Raw genomic sequence first — 16,673 nt, 5'->3', positions numbered from 1 at the left:
CGCGGTCTGTCCCTAACCGTCCAATTGGGTGAGTTCGGGACGTGAAGGTGCGCGGACGGCATACGTGCGCGGTCTGTCCCTAACCGTCCAATTGGGTGAGTTCGGGACGTGAAGATGGGCAGACGGCATACCGCCCTCCCCGGTCCCTAACTCACCAATTGGGTGAGTTCGGGACGCTCCGCTCAGGAGGCGAGGAGCTCGAGGGCGCGCAGCCGGTTGTCGAGCCCGGGTGCGGCGTTGGTCACCATGAGCTCATCGGCCGCGGCGTGCTCGGCGAACCGGCCCAGGTAGTCCCGAACCGTCGCGATGTCGCCGACGGCCGTGTACGTCATCATGTGCCGCGCCTGTGCGGCCACGGGTGACTCCATGAGCGCGTCGACGGTCGCCTCGTCGAGCCGGCCGGCATACGCGGGGATGCGACCGGCGAGCGACCGCACGCGGGAGCGCAGCACGGAGGCGGCCAGCGCCTCGGCCTTGTCGGCCTCGTCCGCAACGACGACGTTGAGCGCCGCGATGACGTACGGCTCCGCGAGCTGCGCCGACGGCGTGAACTCCGCGCGGTATGCCGTGACCGCGTCGACGAGGGCGTCCGGCGCGAAGTGGCTGGCGAACGCGTAGGGAAGGCCGAGCCGAGCCGCGAGCTTCGCGCCAAAGAGCGAGCTGCCGAGGATGTAGAGCGGCACCTTCGTCCCGCGCCCGGGGATGGCGTTGATCGACGGCACGAGGCTCTCGTCGGAGAGGTAGCCCTGCAGCTCGAGGACGTCCTCGGGGAACCGGTCCGACGCCCGTGGGTCGACGCGCAGGGCCCGCATCGTCGTCTGGTCCGTGCCGGGCGCCCGGCCGAGCCCGAGGTCGATCCGCCCCGGGTGCAGCTCGGCCAACGTGCCGAACTGCTCGGCGATGACGAGCGGAGAGTGGTTGGGCAGCATGACGCCGCCCGAACCGACGCGGATGCGCTCGGTCCGGGCGGCGACGTGCGCGAGGAGGACCGCGGTCGCCGCCGACGCGATGGACGGCATGTTGTGGTGCTCGGCGAACCAGAGGCGTTCGAACGCCCCGAGCTCGTCGGCCTTCTCGGCGAGCGTCGTGCTCACCTCAAGGGCCTCGCCCACGCTCTGGTCGCGACCGATCGTCGCGAGGTCGAGCAGCGACAGCCGCAGCCCGGTGCTCACGCCTTCGCTCACGCGGGCACCGCCACCCGGTCGCCGTCACGCTCGCCCGAGCCGACACCGGCACCAGCACCAGTCGAGGCGTTCGCCGTCTCGTCCTCGTCGAGCTCGAGTCGGGCGTCGGCGCCACCGAAGGTGTTGCCGTCGTAGACCGCCGTGTCGAGCAGACCATTGCGCTTGCCCACGACCGTCGGCACGAGGGCCTGGCCGGCGACGTTGGTGGCGGTGCGGATCATGTCGATGATCGGGTCGATGGCGAGCAGCAGCCCGACACCCTCGAGCGGCAGTCCGAGCGTCGACAGCGTCAGCGTGAGCATGACGACGGCACCGGTGAGACCGGCCGTGGCGGCCGACCCGACGATCGACACGAACGCGATGAGCAGGTAGTCGGTGACACCGAGGTCGACGCCGAAGAGCTGCGCGACGGTGATCGCCGCCAGCGCCGGGTAGATCGCGGCGCAGCCGTCCATCTTGGTCGTCGCGCCGATCGGCACGGCGAACGAGGCGTAGTCGCGCGAGACGCCGAGGTTGTGCGTCACGACCCGCTGGGTCAGCGGCAGCGTGCCGATCGAGCTGCGCGAGACGAACGCGAACTGGATCGCCGGCCACGCGCCCGCGAAGAACCGCACCGGGTTGAGACCGTTGAGCCGCAGCACGATCGGGTAGATCACGAGCAAGACGATGAGGCACCCGATATAGACGTCGGCGGTGAAGATCGCGAGCGGCGCGACGAGGTCCCAGCCGTAGTTCGCGACGGCCGACCCGATGAGGGCAGCGGTGCCGACGGGCGAGAGCTTGATGACCCACCAGACGAGCTTGCTGAAGATCTCGAGCGCGCTGCGGGTCAGCTCGATGAACGGCTCCGCCTTGGCACCGACCGCGAGGGCCGCCGCGCCGATGGCGAGGCCGAGCACGACGAGCTGGAGGATGTTGAACGACGGCGACGAGCTGAGCGCGCCGCCGTCCTCGGCCGTCGTCGACACCTCGAGCCCGAGGAAGTTGCCGGGCACGATCGAGGTGAGGAAGTCGAGCCAGCTGCCGGTGCGGCTCGGGGCCTCGGCACCCGCGGTGTCGAGGGTGGCGTTGGCGCCCGGGTTGGTGACGAGGCCGAGGGTGATGCCGACGACGACCGAGGCGGCCGCGGTGATCGCGAACCACAGCAGGGTCTGGCCGGCGAGGCGCGCGGCGTTGGTCACCTGTCGCAGGTTCGCGATGGAGACGATGATCGCGGTGAGGACGAGCGGGACGACGATGACCTTGAGCAGCTGGACGAAGATGCCGCCGACGGTCTTGAGGGTCTCGGCCAGCCAGGCCTGGTCGTAGGTCCGGGCGACCAGGCCGAGGACGACGCCGACGGCGAGGCCGATGAAGACCTGCGCCCAGAAGGGCAGCCGTCGTCGCTGGCGAGGCGTGGCGTCCGCGCTCACGGACGCCTCAGGGGTGGTGCTGGACATGGGTACTCCTGACGAAAGTGGTTGTGGCAGAGCGGGATCGGGTCACGCGCGACAGCGGTCGCTGGCGTCGAGCCGCAGGTCCACGTGCAGCCGCCGCCACAGGGCAGGAGTCATCGTCGGTGTGCACACAAGCGCGGCAACGACGGCCACCCGCGTGCCTATTCCGCCGTCGGCGGACTTTTCGTATGCCGGCCGAGCAGCCTCCGTATGCCGTCCGCTCGCCTTCGCGGGCCAGCGCGGGTCTCAGCCCAGGTAGTCGGCGACGACCCGCTCCCAGCGGGGCACGTCGGTGTTCCACTCCTTGCAGTGCCGCGCGACCCGCCACTCCTCGAACGTCACGAGGTCCGGACGGTGCTGTGCGAGCAGCCGCGACGGCCCGACCGGCACGAACTCGTCGTCGGCCGAGTGGATGAGCAGCATCGGGTGCCGCAGCTCGTCGGCCCGCCGCACCCAGTCGGTGCGGGCGACGTCGACGGACTCGTGCACGCCGACGAGTCGCTTGCCCCAGCGGCTGCCCATCATCGAGCGGGACAGCGCGCTCACGGTGCCGGGCACCCGGTGGAGCCGGGCGTGGTGGTCGATGACGTCACCCCAGTCGATGACGGGGCCGTCGAGCACGACCCGCGACACCCGGTCGGCGAGCTCGGACCGGTCGAGCACCTGCAGGACGATCGCCCCACCCATGGACCACCCGAACAGGACGACCTCGCGCGCACCGGCAGGGACGGCATACGCGATGGCCGACTCGATGTCGCGCCACTCGGACAGGCCGAGGTTGTAGCGCCCGTCGGGACCGGCCGGCACGCCGGGGTCGTTGCGGTACGTCGGCACGAGCGAGGTCCACCCCGCACGGTGCAGGGTCGGCAGCGCGCGCAGCGTCTCCTCGCGACGGGCCCCACGGCCGTGGACGAGGACCGCCCAGCGCCGCCCGTCCCCCGCGGCCGGTGGCACCAACCATGCCGGCATCGATCCGAGCTCACCGTCGATCTCGACGTTCTCGAACGGCAGGCCGAGCGCGCTGCGCGGGGTGCCGGAGTAGAAGTAGCCGTCGAACCGCGCTCCCCCCGGCTCGAGCGTGCCGACGTCGACGCCGAGCACCTTGCGCTCCACGGTGCCCTCGGCGACGTCCGCGTCGGTGAGGTCGCCGAGCCGGACGTGGCCGGCCCCGCCGTCGAGCCACAGGCCGTAGCGCCCCGGCACGACGGTCTCCGGCGTCGCGGACAGCAGCACCCGGCGGCCCCCGTCGCGGACCTCCAGCACCTCGGTGTCGTCCGGCCGCTCCCGCTCCGGGGTGAGCACCCGGCGCGCGAAGTAGGCCGCGCCCGCGAGCGAGCCGACAGCGCTCGCCGCGGTCGTCGTCGCACCGACCGCCGCGGCTGCCCGACCGGCCCGGACGAGGCTGGACCGCTCAGGCATCGAGGACGTCCGCGAGGTCGTAGGACACCGGCTCCTCGAGCTGGGCATACGTGCACGTCAACGGGTCGCGGTCGGGCCGCCAGCGCACGAACTGCGCCGTGTGCCGGAACCGCACGCCCTCCATGTGGTCGTAGCGGACCTCGACGACGCGCTCGGGTCGCAAGGGCGTGAAGGAGAGGTCCTTGCCGTTGTTCCAGCGCGAGCCCTCGCCCTTGCGCGGGGTGCGCTGCCCTTCTTCCTGACGCGCCCACGCCCACGGGTGGTCGTCCCACTCGGCGACGAGCGGCTGCAGCTCCTCGAAGAGCTCGCGCCGGCGCGCCATCGGGAAGGCACCGATGACCCCGACGCTCGCGAGCGTCCCCTCGGCGTCGTAGAGCCCGAGGAGCAGCGAGCCGATGAGGTCGTCGCCGGTCTTGTGGGTCCGGTAGCCGGCGACGACGCAGTCGGCGGTGCGCTCGTGCTTGAGCTTGTGCATCGTGCGCTTGTCCGGCTCGTAGGTGCCGTCGAGCGGCTTGATCATGATGCCGTCGAGCCCGGCGCCCTCGAACTGCTGGAACCAGTCCTGCGCGACCGCTGGGTCTCGCGTGGCCGGTGTGAGGTGAATCGGCGCCTGCGCGGCGGCGAGCGCCTTCTCGAGCTCGGCCCGGCGCACCTCGAAGGGCTCGCCCATGAGGTCGCGGTCCCCCAGCGCGAGCAGGTCGAACGCGACGAAGCTCGCCGGGGTCTCGACGCTGAGCTTTTGCACGCGCGAGGCGGCCGGGTGGATGCGCTGCTGGAGCAGGTCGAAGTCGAGGCGGTCCTCCCCCGGAGCACCGTCGGGGGCCGCTCCCGGACGGACGACGACGATCTCGCCGTCGATGACGGCCTTCTCGGGGAAGTTGGCCAGCACGGCCTCGACCACCTCGGGGAAGTAGCGCGTCATCGGCTTCTCGTTGCGGCTGCCGATCTCGACGAGGTCACCGGAGCGGAAGATGATCGAGCGGAACCCGTCCCACTTCGGCTCATAGCTCACCTCGCCTTCGACGAGCTTCTTGCTCGGCCTGGCGAGCATCGGCGGGATCGGCGGCACGACCGGCATAACCCACTGCTCGCGCAGGTCGGCGTCACGCTCGGCCTTGGGCTTGAGGTAGTCCTCGTCCGTGCGGTCGGTGCGACGCTTGCTCGGCTGCACGCGCGGCGGCTCACCGGGCATCTTGGGGTAGTCGGGCGGGAAGTTCAGCTCGCCGAGGCCACGCTCGATGTCCTTGTCCCACAACGCGATTGCCGGCCCGATGTCGCCGACGGTGTCGTTCATGCCCTCCCACGCGTCGCCGCGGTCGGCGACGATCTCGGGCACGGTCAGCACGGTGAACTCCGACGGCGCGACCGACCCGAGCTCGTCCCACGTCACCGGCATCGACACCGGCGCCCCGGGCAGCGGTCGCGGGCTGTAGGCAGAGGCAATGGTCCGGTCGCGGCACGCCTGGTTGAAGTCGACGAAGACGCGCTCCCCGCGCTCCTCCTTCCACCAGCTCGACGTCACGAGGTCCGGCAGCCGCCGCTCGAGCTCGCGCGCGATGCCGATGACGCCGTGCCGGACGTCGAGGAACTCGTGCGTCGGCCGGATCCGCGCGTAGACGTGCACCCCGCGGTTGCCGGAGGTCTTGGCCCAGCCGGTGAGGCCGAGCTCGGCGAGCAGCTCACGGAGCGCGAACGCCGCCGTCACCGCGTCGCCGAAGTCCCGTCCGGGCTGCGGGTCGAGGTCGATGCGCAGTTCGTCGGGGTTGTCGTTGTCGTCGGCGCGCACCGGCCACGGATGGAACGTCACGGTGTTCATCTGCACCGCCCACACCGCGGCCGCGACCTCGTCGACGACGAGCTGCGGGTGGCGGCGACCCGACGGGTAGCGGCAGGAGACGGTGCGGATCCAAGCGGGCATCCCCTTGGGTGGGTTCTTCTGGTAGAACTCCTCGCCCTCGATGCCCTCGGGGAACCGCTGCAGGGTCACCGGGCGGTCGCCGATGGCCCGCACGAGCGGGTCACCGACCGCGACCATGTATGCCGCGAGGTCGCCCTTCGTGATGCCGTCGCCGGGCCACATGAGCCGGTCCGGGCTGGAGATGCGGACCTCCCGTGGGCCGTCGGGGCCGTCGATCTCCATCGTCATCGCGGACGCCATGGCGCCCAGCGTAGCCATGGCGACCGTTCACCGATCCGCCGCCGACACCTCGAGCACTGGTCTAGTCCACTGAGGTGTCCGGGCCTACGATGAACGGATCGGTCTCCCTTCCAACGACGCAAGGACCACCGCGATGAACCCATCCCTGACCTCGACCGCACCGACGACGCCCGGTCCCAGCCGTCGCAGCGTGCTCGGGCTCGGCGGCGTCGGCGCCGTCACCGCCCTCGGACTGTCCGCCGGGCCGCTCGCCGTCGGGGCGTATGCCGCGGAGCCCGCCGGGTTCGACGAGCTGCGGCGCCGCTGGGTGGACTACCTCACCGGCGGCAGCGAGCTCGACACGACCAACCCCGTCATCGCCGAGCGCGTGGCACAGATCTCGGAGGCGGCCGCCACGGCCGTGGGCTCCGCGCTCCCCCTCACCGCGGGCGGCAACATCTGGGCGGACCTGCCCATGGCGGGCAAGGAGGCCAACATCGCCCTCACCTACCGCCGCATCGTCGACGTGGCGACGGCATGGGCGACTCGAGGAACGGCACAGCACGCGGACCCGGCCGTCGCCGAGGCCCTCGTGGCGTGGTACCGGCACATGACGACGTCCTGGTACAACGCCGGCTCACGCCCCTTCGGGAACTGGTGGTTCTGGGAGATCGGCATTCCGCGCTCCCTCGGCGACCTCACGGCGCTCATTGACGGCCTCCTCACCCAGGCCGACCGGGACGCCGCGATGGCCGGCGTCCGACGGTTCACGCCCAACCCGAACTTCCGTGGGACCGGGACGTCGTTGTCGGAGACCGGCGGCAACCGCGCCGACAAGGTCCTCGCCTGCCTCCTGCGCGGCATCGCGACCCGCAACGCCGCCGACATGGCACTCGCCCGCGACGCCCTCAGCGACGTCGTGCGGGCCGGCCGGAACAGCCTGTTCCGCTACGTCACGGGTGGGAACGGCTTCTACGCCGACGGCTCCTACATCGACCACGGCTACATCCCCTACGTCGGGACGTACGGCAACGTCGCGCTCGCGGGCGTCGCGAGCTCGCTGCTCCTGCTCACCGGCAGCCAGTGGCCGGTGACCGACCCCAACGTCAGCGTCTTTCTCGACGCACCCGAGCGCTCCTTCGCCCCGTTCATCTGGAACGGCCGGATGATGGAGACGGTGCGGGGCCGTGCGGTCTCTCGCGAGGGCGAGCGCGACTTCGACGACGGGTTCACCGCGATCTGCTCGATGCTGCTGTTGGCCCAGCAGATCGAGGACCCGTACCGCACCACCTACACCACCCTCGCCAAGGGCTGGCTGCAGCGGCTCACCGGTGACTACATGCGGCGGGGCTCCGTCGGTGACCTGCAGCGCGCGTTCGCCGTCCTCGAGGATGGCGGCGTCACGGCGGCGGCCGAGCCCGTCGGGACCGAGCAGTTCGGCGCCCAGGAACGGACCGTGCACCGCGGCACCGGGTGGGCCTTCACCGTCTCGACGTCCTCGCGTCGCATCGGCCGCTACGAGTGGGGCAACAACGAGAACAACCTCGGCTGGCACCACGGCGACGGTGTGGGCTATCTCTACGTCGACGCCGACCCGGGTCAGTTCTCCGACGACTACTGGCCGACCGTTGACCCGTACCGCATCCCCGGCACCACCGCAGCCCTCACCGAGCGCGCCTCCGGAGCGAGCGGAGCCGGCACCGGCATCCCCCGGGCCCAGAACCTCTGGGGCGGCGGCGTCTCCCTTGAGGGGAGGTGGGGCTCGGCCGGCATGGACCTGACGAACTCGCTCGGCACCACCCGGGCCAAGAAGTCGTGGCTCATGCTCGACGACCTCGTGCTCGCCGTCGGCTCCGACATCGCGACGAGCACGGACGCGGAGACGACCGTGGAGAACCGCGGGTTCGCCGTCGGCACCGACGTCGTCGTCACCGTCGACGGCACCCGACACGACGCAGCCACCGACCACGTCGACCCGCGCTGGGCCCACGTCGGCGGACCGCACGACGTGGCCGGGTATGTCTTCGTCGCACCGCCGAGCTCGCGGCCGACCTCGAGGTCGAGGTGGTCCGCCAGGACGCCGTGGCACACATCGTGCGGCTCACCGTCGGTGGCGAGCGGTTCCTCCTCGCCCACCTCTTCCAGGCCACCGACGAGGGCGTCGTCACCTCGACCGAGCCGGTGGCAGTCATCGCCCGCCGTCACGGCAACACCGCCTCCTTCGCCGTGTCTGCGCCGACGAAGGCGGCGGTGAGCGCCAGGCTGGGCATCGACTTCGGCCGTCCCATGCGGACGGTCGCGGCGGCGGACCCCCGGCTCCAGGTCACCGGCGGCCGGCTCGTCACGGTCACCGCATCCTTGGCCGGGGCCGCCGGCGCCTCGTTCGAGGCCCGGCTCACCGGCTGACGGGCGCCCACCGTCCGCGATGCGGGCCGCCGCCCACCCCCTCACGTCGACCCGCAGCGCGTCATGCAGTTTTCGCCTTTTCGCCACCTTGACCTGCAGACACGAGGTGAGCGGACGGCATACGGTCAGGGGGTAGTTGTCCTCCTGCTCCCCTGAAGGGTCCTCATGTCTGCATTCCCAAGGTTCGCCCGCCGCAGGTGCGCCGCGATCGCCGCGCCCCTCCTCGCGCTCCCACTCGCCGGGGCAACCGCCCTCATCGGCGCGGCACCGGCCGGCGCCGTCTCGACGACCGTGCTCATCTCCGAGGTCTACGGGGGCGGCGGCAACTCCGGCGCTCCCTTCCAGAACGACTTCATCGAGCTCGGCAACCGCGCCGGCACGGCGATCGACCTGTCCGGCTGGCGCGTCCAGTACTTCTCGGCGAGCGGCGGGTCCGGGGGGTCGACGACGCTGTCCGGCAGCATCCCCGCGGGCAAGACGTTCCTCATCAAGCAGGCGGCGGGGGCCGGAGCCGGCCAGCCACTGCCGACCCCGGACGCGACGGGCACGCTCAACATGAGTGCGACCAACGGGCGCGTCGACCTCTACGACCCCGCGGGCACGCTCGTCGACCGCATCGGTTTCGGCTCGGCCAACGCCTACGAGACCAAGGCCGCTCCCGCGCTGTCCAACACGACGTCGGCCGCGCGCAGCGCCACCTTCGCCGACACCGACGACAACTCCGTGGACTTCACCGTCGGGGCCCCGACCCCGACACCATCCGGCGGCACCGGAGGACCCGGCCCCGAGCCGGAGCCCACCGAGGTCACGATCGCCCAGATCCAGGGCACCGGCGCGACCAGCCCCTTGAACGGTCAGCAGGTGACGACGAGCGGCGTCGTCACCGCGAACTACCCGACGGGCGGCTTCAACGGGTTCTACCTGCAGACCGCGGGCACCGGCGGCACCACCGACGCGACTCCCGGCGCGTCCGACGGCGTCTTCGTCTTCGGCACGACCGACGTCGCGATCGGCGACTGCTACACCGTCACGGCGACGGTGACCGAGTACAACGGCCTGACCGAGCTGACCCGCCCGACGCTCACGCCGAAGTCGGGCTGTGCCCCGGTCACCCCGACCCCGCTGCCGACGCTGCCGGTGACCGATGCCGACAAGGAGCAGTACGAAGGCATGCTCGTCCTGCCCCAAGGGACCTACACCATCACGAACAACTACGCGCTCAACCAGTACGGCCAGCTCGGGCTCGCCGTCGGAGACCAGCCGCTCTACCAGGCCACCGAGAAGGTCGCTCCGGGCGCGGCCGCCGCGGCCTACGAGGCGGAGAATCGGAAGAAGTACATCACCCTCGACGACGGGTCGAGCTGGGACTACCTGCGCAACGCGACCGCGCAGGACTCGCCACTGCCCTACCTCTCGCAGGCGGAACCGATGCGCACTGGGTCGCAGCTGACCTTCGCCAAGCCGGTCATCCTCGACTACCGCTTCCAGTGGAACTACCAGCCGACCGGGCAGGTCGTCGGCCCCACCGACAGCGACGACCCGGTCGTCACCGAGAACGACCGCGAGGCCACGCCGCCGGCCACGGGCGGCGACACCAACATCGCCTTCATCAACGTCCTCAACTACTTCACCGACCTCGGTGAGGACGAGGACCAGGTGAAGAACTGCCCGTCCTACGACGACCGCGACGGCAACCCCGTGACGACGAACTACTGCGAGGTGCGCGGTGCCTGGACCGAGAAGGCGCTCGCGGACCAGCGCGCCAAGCTCGTCTCCGCGGTCAACGGCCTCGACGCAGCCGTCGTCGGGCTGTCGGAGATCGAGAACTCGGCGGGCCTGTCGTGGGTCAACCGAGACCGCGACTACACGCTGCGCGAGTTCGTCGCCGCGCTCAACGCCGCCGGCGGCACCTGGGCCTACGCCGAGTCGCCCGTCGTGAACGCCCCGAACGAGGACGTCATCCGCACCGCCTTCATCTACAACCCCCAGCTCGTCAAGCCGAAGGGTTCCTCGCAGCTGCTGCTCGACCCGGCCTTCGCCAACGCACGCTACCCGCTGGCGCAGGAGTGGCAGGCGCAGCGCTCCGGGACGAAGTTCGTCACCGTCGTCAACCACTTCAAGTCCAAGGGGTCCGGCGAGGACGACGGCACCGGCCAGGGCCTGTCCAACCCCTCGCGCGAGGCGCAGGCGCGGGCACTGACGTCGTGGACGGCATCGCAGTGGGCCAAGGACCCGGTCTTCCTCATCGGTGACTTCAACGCCTACTCGAAGGAGACGCCGATCCAGATCATCGAGTCGGCGGGCTACACGGAGTTGGTCAAGAAGTACGAGCCGGGCTCGGCGAGCTACCAGTTCAGCGGACGGCTCGGCTCGCTCGACCACATGTTCGGCAACGCCGCCGCCGCCGAGCTCGTCACGGGCGCCGGCATCTGGGACATCAATGCCGACGAGTCGGTGGCGATGCAGTACTCGCGCCGCAACTACAACGTCACCGACTTCTACACCACGCAGCCGTATGCCGCGTCCGACCACGACCCCGTGCTCGTCGGCATCGACGTCAAGGGCGGCTGGTGGGACCGGAAGCGCTGACGACGCTCCGTCCACCGCCACGACGATGACGTGACCCGCGTCGTATGCCGCCCACGCGGCATACGACGCGGGTCACGTGTGTTGGGATGAGGTATGGCGATGACACCGAGCGAGCGTTCCTACCCCACGACCAAGTCCGAGCAGGAGTGGCGCGAGCAGCTGACCCCGGAGGAGTACGCCGTGCTCCGTCAGGCGGGCACGGAGCGCCCCGGCACCGGCGAGTACACCGACACCAAGACCGAGGGCGTCTATGCGTGCCGGGCCTGTGGTGCCGAGCTGTTCACGAGCGAGACGAAGTTCGACAGCCACTGCGGCTGGCCCTCGTTCTACTCTCCGCTCGCGGGTGACTCCGTCGAGTACCTCGAGGACCGCTCGCTGCCCGGGCGTCCGCGCGTCGAGGTGCGCTGCGCGAACTGCGGCAGCCACCTCGGGCACGTCTTCGAGGGCGAGGGCTACGACACCCCGACCGACCAGCGGTTCTGCATCAACAGCATCGCGATGACCCTGCGGCCGAAGGACGCCTGACGACGTCAGCCGTCCGAAGGACGCCTGACCGGGCGTCAGCGCTGGCGTGCGACGAGGTCCGTGATCTCCACGCGCGGGCCGGTGAAGAACGGCACCTCCTCGCGCACGTGCAGACGCGCGCGTGAGGCCCGCAGCTCGCGCATGAGGTCGACGATGCGGTGCAGCTCGTCGGCCTCGAACGCGAGGATCCACTCGTAGTCGTTCAGGCCGAACGAGGCGATGGTGTTGGCCCGCACGTCGGGGTAGTCCCGGGCCATCTGGCCGTGCTCGCGCAGCATGTCCCGGCGCTCGCCGTCCTCGAGGAGGTACCACTCGTAGGACCGCACGAACGGGTAGACGCACACGTAGTCGCGGGCTTCCTCGTCGGCGAGGAACGCCGGGATGTGGCTCTTGTTGAACTCGGCCGGACGGTGCAGGGCCGCGACCGACCACACCGACGACAGGTGGGAACCGAGCTCGGTGCGCAGCAGCCGGTGGTAGGCGTCCTGAAGGTCCTCGATCCGGTCCGCGTGCCACCACACCATGAGGTCGGCGTCGCCGCGCAGCCCCGCGAGGTCGTAGAACCCACGGACGACGACACCACCGGCCTCGAGGTCGGCGACGAGCTGCTCCACCTCGGCCGCCAGCGCGGCCCGGTCGGCCTCACCCAACGGCTCGGTGACCTCGAAGACCGACCACATCGTGTAGCGGATCGCGTCGTTGATCTCGCGCATCCGCGCCGGGCTCGGCTTGGACGGGACGGCGCGGGCGGTCTTGGTGGGGCTCTGCTCTGGGCTGGACGAGGAGGCGGGCTCGGTCATGCCCTCATTCTCGCTCGCGGCCCGTGGCCTCGCGCAGGTGGGTCAGGCGGGCCAGGACGCCGTCGGCCGCCCGGTGCGCCGACGCGATGACCGCCGGGATCCCGACCCCCTCGTAGGTCGCACCGGCCACCTCGAGCCCGTCGACGGCGGCCACGGCACGACGGACCCGATCGACGCGGTCGACGTGTCCCACGGCGTACTGCGGCAGCGCGCCGCCCCAGCGCTGGACGTGACTGTCGACGACGGTCAACGATCCCGCACCCATGGCGTCGGGGACCTCGCGCGCCGCAAGGTCCACGAGGTCCGCGTCGTCGCGCTGCAGCGTCGCCGTCTCGCCCGCTCGCCCGACAGACGCACGCAGGTATGCCGTCCGCCCGCCTGCCGCTGCGAGCCACCCCCACTTGGCCGAGCTGAACGTCGACGCCTTGATGCCCCGGCCGTCGACCGACGGGACGAGGAAGCCCGACCCGGTCCAGCCGGCGACCTCCGCGGCGGGAACGGCGAGCGTGATGACGGCGACGGAGGCGACCTCGACCTCGCCCAGTGCTGCCGCGGCGTCGGGTGCGGTCTCGCCGAGCAGCCGGGCCGCGGCCGGTGGTGGGACGGCGATGACGACGGCGTCGGCGTGCTGCAGCTGAGGGTCGGTCGTCGGGCCCGAGAGCACTGACCAGCCGGTCGCGGTCCGCTCCAGTCCACGCACGATCGTCCGCGTGACGATCGTGCCGCCGCGGATCTCGACATCGGCGGCGAGAAGGTCGACGAGCCGTCCCACTCCCCCGCGCAGGCCGATGAAGGGCGAACGTGCTTGTCCTGCAGTCGAACTCGCGCTGTCGTACTCCGGTGGCGCCAACAGGGAGCCACGTCGTGCGGCCACATCCCAGACCCCCGGCATCGTCGCCCGCAGCGACAGCTCACGGGACCGGCCGGCATACACACCGCCGAGCATCGGCTCGACGAGGCGGTCCACGACGGCGTCCCCGAGACGTGCGGCGACGTAGTCGCCGACGGAGACGTCGGTCTCGACCATGGGAGGCGGGGTCTCGGATCGCATGCGCGCCTCTTCGTCCGCGGTGAGCAGTCCGGTGACGCGCGAGTCGGCGAACGGCACCCCGACTCTCGTGCGCGGGAGGGGGTGCAGCTCACCGCGGGACCAGATGCGGGCCGCCGTCGTGGCGGGCCGGACCACGTCCTTGGCGTCGGCGACCTGCTCGACGAGCTCGACCGCCTCTGGCCGGACCGAGAGCATCGCCTCGGCCCCGACATCGACGAGGACACCGGCGACCTCCTCGCGGCGGAGCTTGCCGCCGACCCGGTCCGCCGCCTCGAGCACGATGACGCGGGTGTCGGGTGCCGCGACCAACACGTCGCGGGCGGCCGTGAGTCCGGCGACGCCGCCACCGATGACGACGACGGTCGGGCGCGACGGGTCGGGTCCGATGATCACCCCGCCACTCTCTCACCGGCGTGAAGCCGGACCGATGTCAGCCCGTCACCACATCGTGACCGGACCGCCGGGAACCGGTGACCGCCCCGGAGGAGTCTGAGCAGGGACACGGACCGGACTCCCACGGCCCGGCTTCACCGAAGGGGATCATCATGAGCTCGTCCACCCAGCGCCGGCGCATCACCACCGACCTCGCCGGCCTCGCCCTCGCGGTCGGCCTGCTCGCCGGCTGCAGCGCCGGCACCGGCGATGACGCGCGTACCGCTGACTCCAACGCCGCCGGCGGCACCGAGCAGTTCGAGGCGCCCCGTGACGGTGACCAAGCCGCCAAGGCTGGCGCCAGCTCGGCGGGGACGGTCTCACCCGAGCAGGCGCGAACGTCCGCCGAGCAGAAGCTCGTTCGCCGCGCGAGCCTGCAGCTCAAGGTCGACTCACTCACCGAGTCGGCCGCCCGCATCCGGTCCATCGCCGCGGCGCAGGGCGGCGTCGTGACCGGCGAGGAGCTGTACTCCGGGGCGAGCGGTGACGGGACCAACGGCACGGTCACCATCAGCGTGCCGGCGGGCTCGCTCGAGGCGACCATCGCGCAGATCGAGAAGATCGGGGACCTCCAGTTCCGCACCAGCTCGGCCGAGGACGTCACCGGGACCTACGTCGACACCGAGGCCCGCGTGAAGTCGCTCACCGCGAGCGTCGAGCGCGTCCGCGGCCTCATCGCCCGGGCCTCGAACGTCAACGACCTCGTCGCCCTGGAGAACGAGCTGTCGCAGCGCCAGGCCGAGCTCGACGCACTCACCGCCCAGCTCGCCAGCCTCAAGGACTCCGTGGCGATGTCGCCCGTCACGGTGACCCTCTCGACCGACGACTTCAAGCCGGTCGCGGCGGGTGGGTTCCTGTCCGGGCTGCGCGCCGGGTGGGCGGCCTTCCTGTCGTCGCTGTCGATCCTCGTGACGGTGCTCGGCGCGGTCCTGCCCTTCGCGGTCGCGATCGCCCTCGTCGTTGGGCCGCTGTTGTGGTGGGTGCGCCGTCGCCGCCCGCTGGCCGCGACCGCGACACCGGTCACGGCGCCCGTGGGCCAGGCGCCCGGTGGTCCCTCAGCGGACTGAGTGCTCGTGCACGACCTCGACGATCCGGGTGAGGACGTCGGGGTCGGTGTGCGGGGGGACGCCGTGCCCGAGGTTGAAGATGTGGCCCGGGGCCTTGCGGCCCTCGTCGACGATCTCGCGCACCCGCGCCTCGACGACGGGCCACGGGGCACCGAGGAGCGCCGGGTCGAGGTTGCCCTGGACGGCATACGAGGCTCCGAGGCGCGCGACCGCGTCGGTGAGCGAGACCCGGAAGTCCACCCCCACGACGTCGGCGCCGGCGGCGCCCATGAGGTCGAGCAGCTCGCCCGTGCCGACGCCGAAGTGGATGCGCGGGACACCGAGGTCGGCGACCGCACCGAGCGCTGTGGCCGAGTGCTTCTGGACGTATGCCGTGTAGTCGGCTCGCGAGAGCGCTCCGGCCCACGAGTCGAAGAGCTGGACCGCACTGGCCCCGGCCTCGACCTGGACCCGGAGGAAGGCACCACTGATGCGAGCAAGCCTGTCGCACAGGGCTTCCCAGAGTTCGGGATCGCCGTGCATGAGCGCCTTGGTCTTCTCGTAGGTGCGTGACGGGCCGCCCTCGACGAGGTAGGACGCGAGGGTGAATGGTGCGCCGGCGAAGCCGATGAGCGGGGTGTCGCCGAGCTCTTGGACGAGTCGGGTGACGGACTCGGTGATGTCCGGGACCATGTCCGGCGTGAGGTCGGGCAACCGGTCGAGGTCGGCGCGAGTGGCGAAGGGCTCGGCCATGACCGGGCCGGTGCCGGCGACGATGTCGAGGTCGACCCCGACGGCGGCCAGCGGGACGACGATGTCGGAGAAGAAGATCGCCGCGTCGACCTTGTGGCGTCGGACCGGCTGGAGGGTGATCTCGGTGACGAGGTCGGGGGTGCGGCAGGCTTCGAGCATGCCGGTGCCTTCGCGGAGCTCGCGGTACTCGGGCAGCGAGCGGCCGGCTTGGCGCATGAACCACACGGGGGTGTGCGGCACCGGCTGGCGGGTGGCGGCGAGAACGAGAGGACTGTCAGCGATCACGGACGCGATCCTCTCAAACGAGATCAGAAGGGGATCGTCTCGGGTTCTCGTGGTGGTGGGGGTGGTAGGTCGACGAGCACGGTGCGGCCTTTGAGCAGTCCGTTGTGGAGGTCGGTGCGGGTGTTGTGGAAGAGGGGTCTGCCTCGGTCGTCGTGGGTGCGGCAGTTACGGGCGGCGTATCGGCGGTGGGCGTGGCGGCCGTGGGGGGTCCGGCGGTCGGTGTCGAGCAGGTCGTCGAGCAGGGTCTCGAGGGTGCTGGGCTTCTCGCTTGTCGTGGTGTCGCTGGTGTTCGCGGTTTCGGGCGTGCTGGGGTGCACGGTGGCGAGGCGCAAATGGTCGACGGGGTGGGTGGTGAACTCGCGGCCGGTGGGGTCGGTCCAGGTGACGGTGCCGTCAGGGTCGAGTCGGACGCGCCAGTCGTGGCGTTGCTTGATGCGGTGGTGATGTCGACAGAGCGCGATGAGGTTGCCCGGGTGCGTGGGTCCTTGGGGCCAGGGGATGACGTGGTCGAGGTCGGTCTGCCTCGCGGAGGCGCTGCAGCCGGGGAACCGGCAGGTGCCGTCACGCAGCCTCACGAGGCGGGCCATCGCGGCCGGAACGCGGTACGCGG

At 71.2% G+C, this 16,673-nt stretch carries 13 protein-coding genes; 5 read left to right on the top strand and 8 right to left on the bottom strand.

Annotated elements, in window-relative coordinates; translation table 11 throughout:
- Positions 1-182 precede the first annotated feature (182 nt).
- The 4 genes from BCF74_RS13310 to BCF74_RS13295 all read right to left on the bottom strand — a co-directional run bounded on the left by BCF74_RS13310 (position 183) and on the right by BCF74_RS13295 (position 6,197).
- A complete protein-coding gene (locus tag BCF74_RS13310; protein WP_245889356.1) occupies positions 183-1,184 on the bottom strand; it encodes an LLM class flavin-dependent oxidoreductase in 1,002 nt (333 codons plus the stop codon).
- On the bottom strand, positions 1,181-2,623 hold the full coding sequence (locus BCF74_RS13305; protein WP_106298449.1) for a dicarboxylate/amino acid:cation symporter: 1,443 nt from the start codon (positions 2,621-2,623) through the stop codon (positions 1,181-1,183). The genes BCF74_RS13310 and BCF74_RS13305 overlap by 4 nt, the downstream gene beginning before the upstream one ends.
- Positions 2,624-2,866: 243 nt before the next feature.
- Complete coding sequence (locus BCF74_RS13300; protein WP_106298448.1) at positions 2,867-4,039, bottom strand: alpha/beta hydrolase family protein; 1,173 nt, start codon at positions 4,037-4,039, stop codon at positions 2,867-2,869.
- On the bottom strand, positions 4,032-6,197 hold the full coding sequence (locus BCF74_RS13295; protein WP_106298447.1) for an ATP-dependent DNA ligase: 2,166 nt from the start codon (positions 6,195-6,197) through the stop codon (positions 4,032-4,034). Before BCF74_RS13295 ends, BCF74_RS13300 begins: the two co-directional genes overlap by 8 nt.
- A gap of 133 nt (positions 6,198-6,330) precedes the next feature.
- Here BCF74_RS13295 and BCF74_RS13290 point away from each other — a divergent pair, with 133 nt between their 5' ends.
- From BCF74_RS13290 to msrB, 4 genes are all read left to right on the top strand, one after another.
- Positions 6,331-8,430, top strand: a complete 2,100-nt coding sequence (locus BCF74_RS13290) for a polysaccharide lyase 8 family protein (protein WP_106298446.1) — start codon at positions 6,331-6,333, stop codon at positions 8,428-8,430.
- Positions 8,427-8,582, top strand: coding sequence for a hypothetical protein (locus tag BCF74_RS17395; protein ID WP_170070247.1), 156 nt, complete (start codon positions 8,427-8,429; stop codon positions 8,580-8,582). Before BCF74_RS13290 ends, BCF74_RS17395 begins: the two co-directional genes overlap by 4 nt.
- Positions 8,583-8,747: 165 nt before the next feature.
- A complete protein-coding gene (locus BCF74_RS13285) occupies positions 8,748-11,171 on the top strand; it encodes an ExeM/NucH family extracellular endonuclease (protein ID WP_106298445.1) in 2,424 nt (807 codons plus the stop codon).
- Positions 11,172-11,264: 93 nt separating this feature from the next.
- Positions 11,265-11,696, top strand: a complete 432-nt coding sequence (gene msrB / locus BCF74_RS13280) for a peptide-methionine (R)-S-oxide reductase MsrB (RefSeq protein WP_245889355.1) — start codon at positions 11,265-11,267, stop codon at positions 11,694-11,696.
- A gap of 35 nt (positions 11,697-11,731) precedes the next feature.
- Here msrB and hemQ read toward each other — a convergent pair whose 3' ends face one another.
- Together hemQ and hemG are read right to left on the bottom strand one after the other, a co-directional pair.
- A complete protein-coding gene (gene hemQ / locus BCF74_RS13275; protein ID WP_106298443.1) occupies positions 11,732-12,496 on the bottom strand; it encodes a hydrogen peroxide-dependent heme synthase in 765 nt (254 codons plus the stop codon).
- 4 nt (positions 12,497-12,500) lie between these two features.
- Positions 12,501-13,940 carry a protoporphyrinogen oxidase gene (gene hemG, locus BCF74_RS13270; RefSeq protein ID WP_106298442.1) on the bottom strand — a complete coding sequence of 480 codons (1,440 nt, stop codon included), beginning with the start codon at positions 13,938-13,940 and terminating at the stop codon, positions 12,501-12,503.
- Positions 13,941-14,092: 152 nt separating this feature from the next.
- Between hemG and BCF74_RS13265 the strand changes: the two genes are divergently transcribed.
- A complete protein-coding gene (locus tag BCF74_RS13265) occupies positions 14,093-15,046 on the top strand; it encodes a DUF4349 domain-containing protein (protein ID WP_146132970.1) in 954 nt (317 codons plus the stop codon).
- Here BCF74_RS13265 and hemE read toward each other — a convergent pair.
- On the bottom strand, positions 15,035-16,063 hold the full coding sequence (hemE, locus tag BCF74_RS13260; protein WP_106298440.1) for a uroporphyrinogen decarboxylase: 1,029 nt from the start codon (positions 16,061-16,063) through the stop codon (positions 15,035-15,037). The genes BCF74_RS13265 and hemE overlap by 12 nt on opposite strands.
- Positions 16,064-16,086: 23 nt before the next feature.
- A partial coding sequence (locus tag BCF74_RS17390; RefSeq protein WP_170070246.1) for an HNH endonuclease signature motif containing protein occupies positions 16,087-16,673 on the bottom strand: 587 nt, incomplete at its 5' end.

This window comes from Knoellia remsis, from assembly GCF_003002895.1.
GTDB lineage: Bacteria > Actinomycetota > Actinomycetes > Actinomycetales > Dermatophilaceae > Knoellia > Knoellia remsis.
This window is presented reverse-complemented; position numbering and strand designations above follow the sequence as displayed.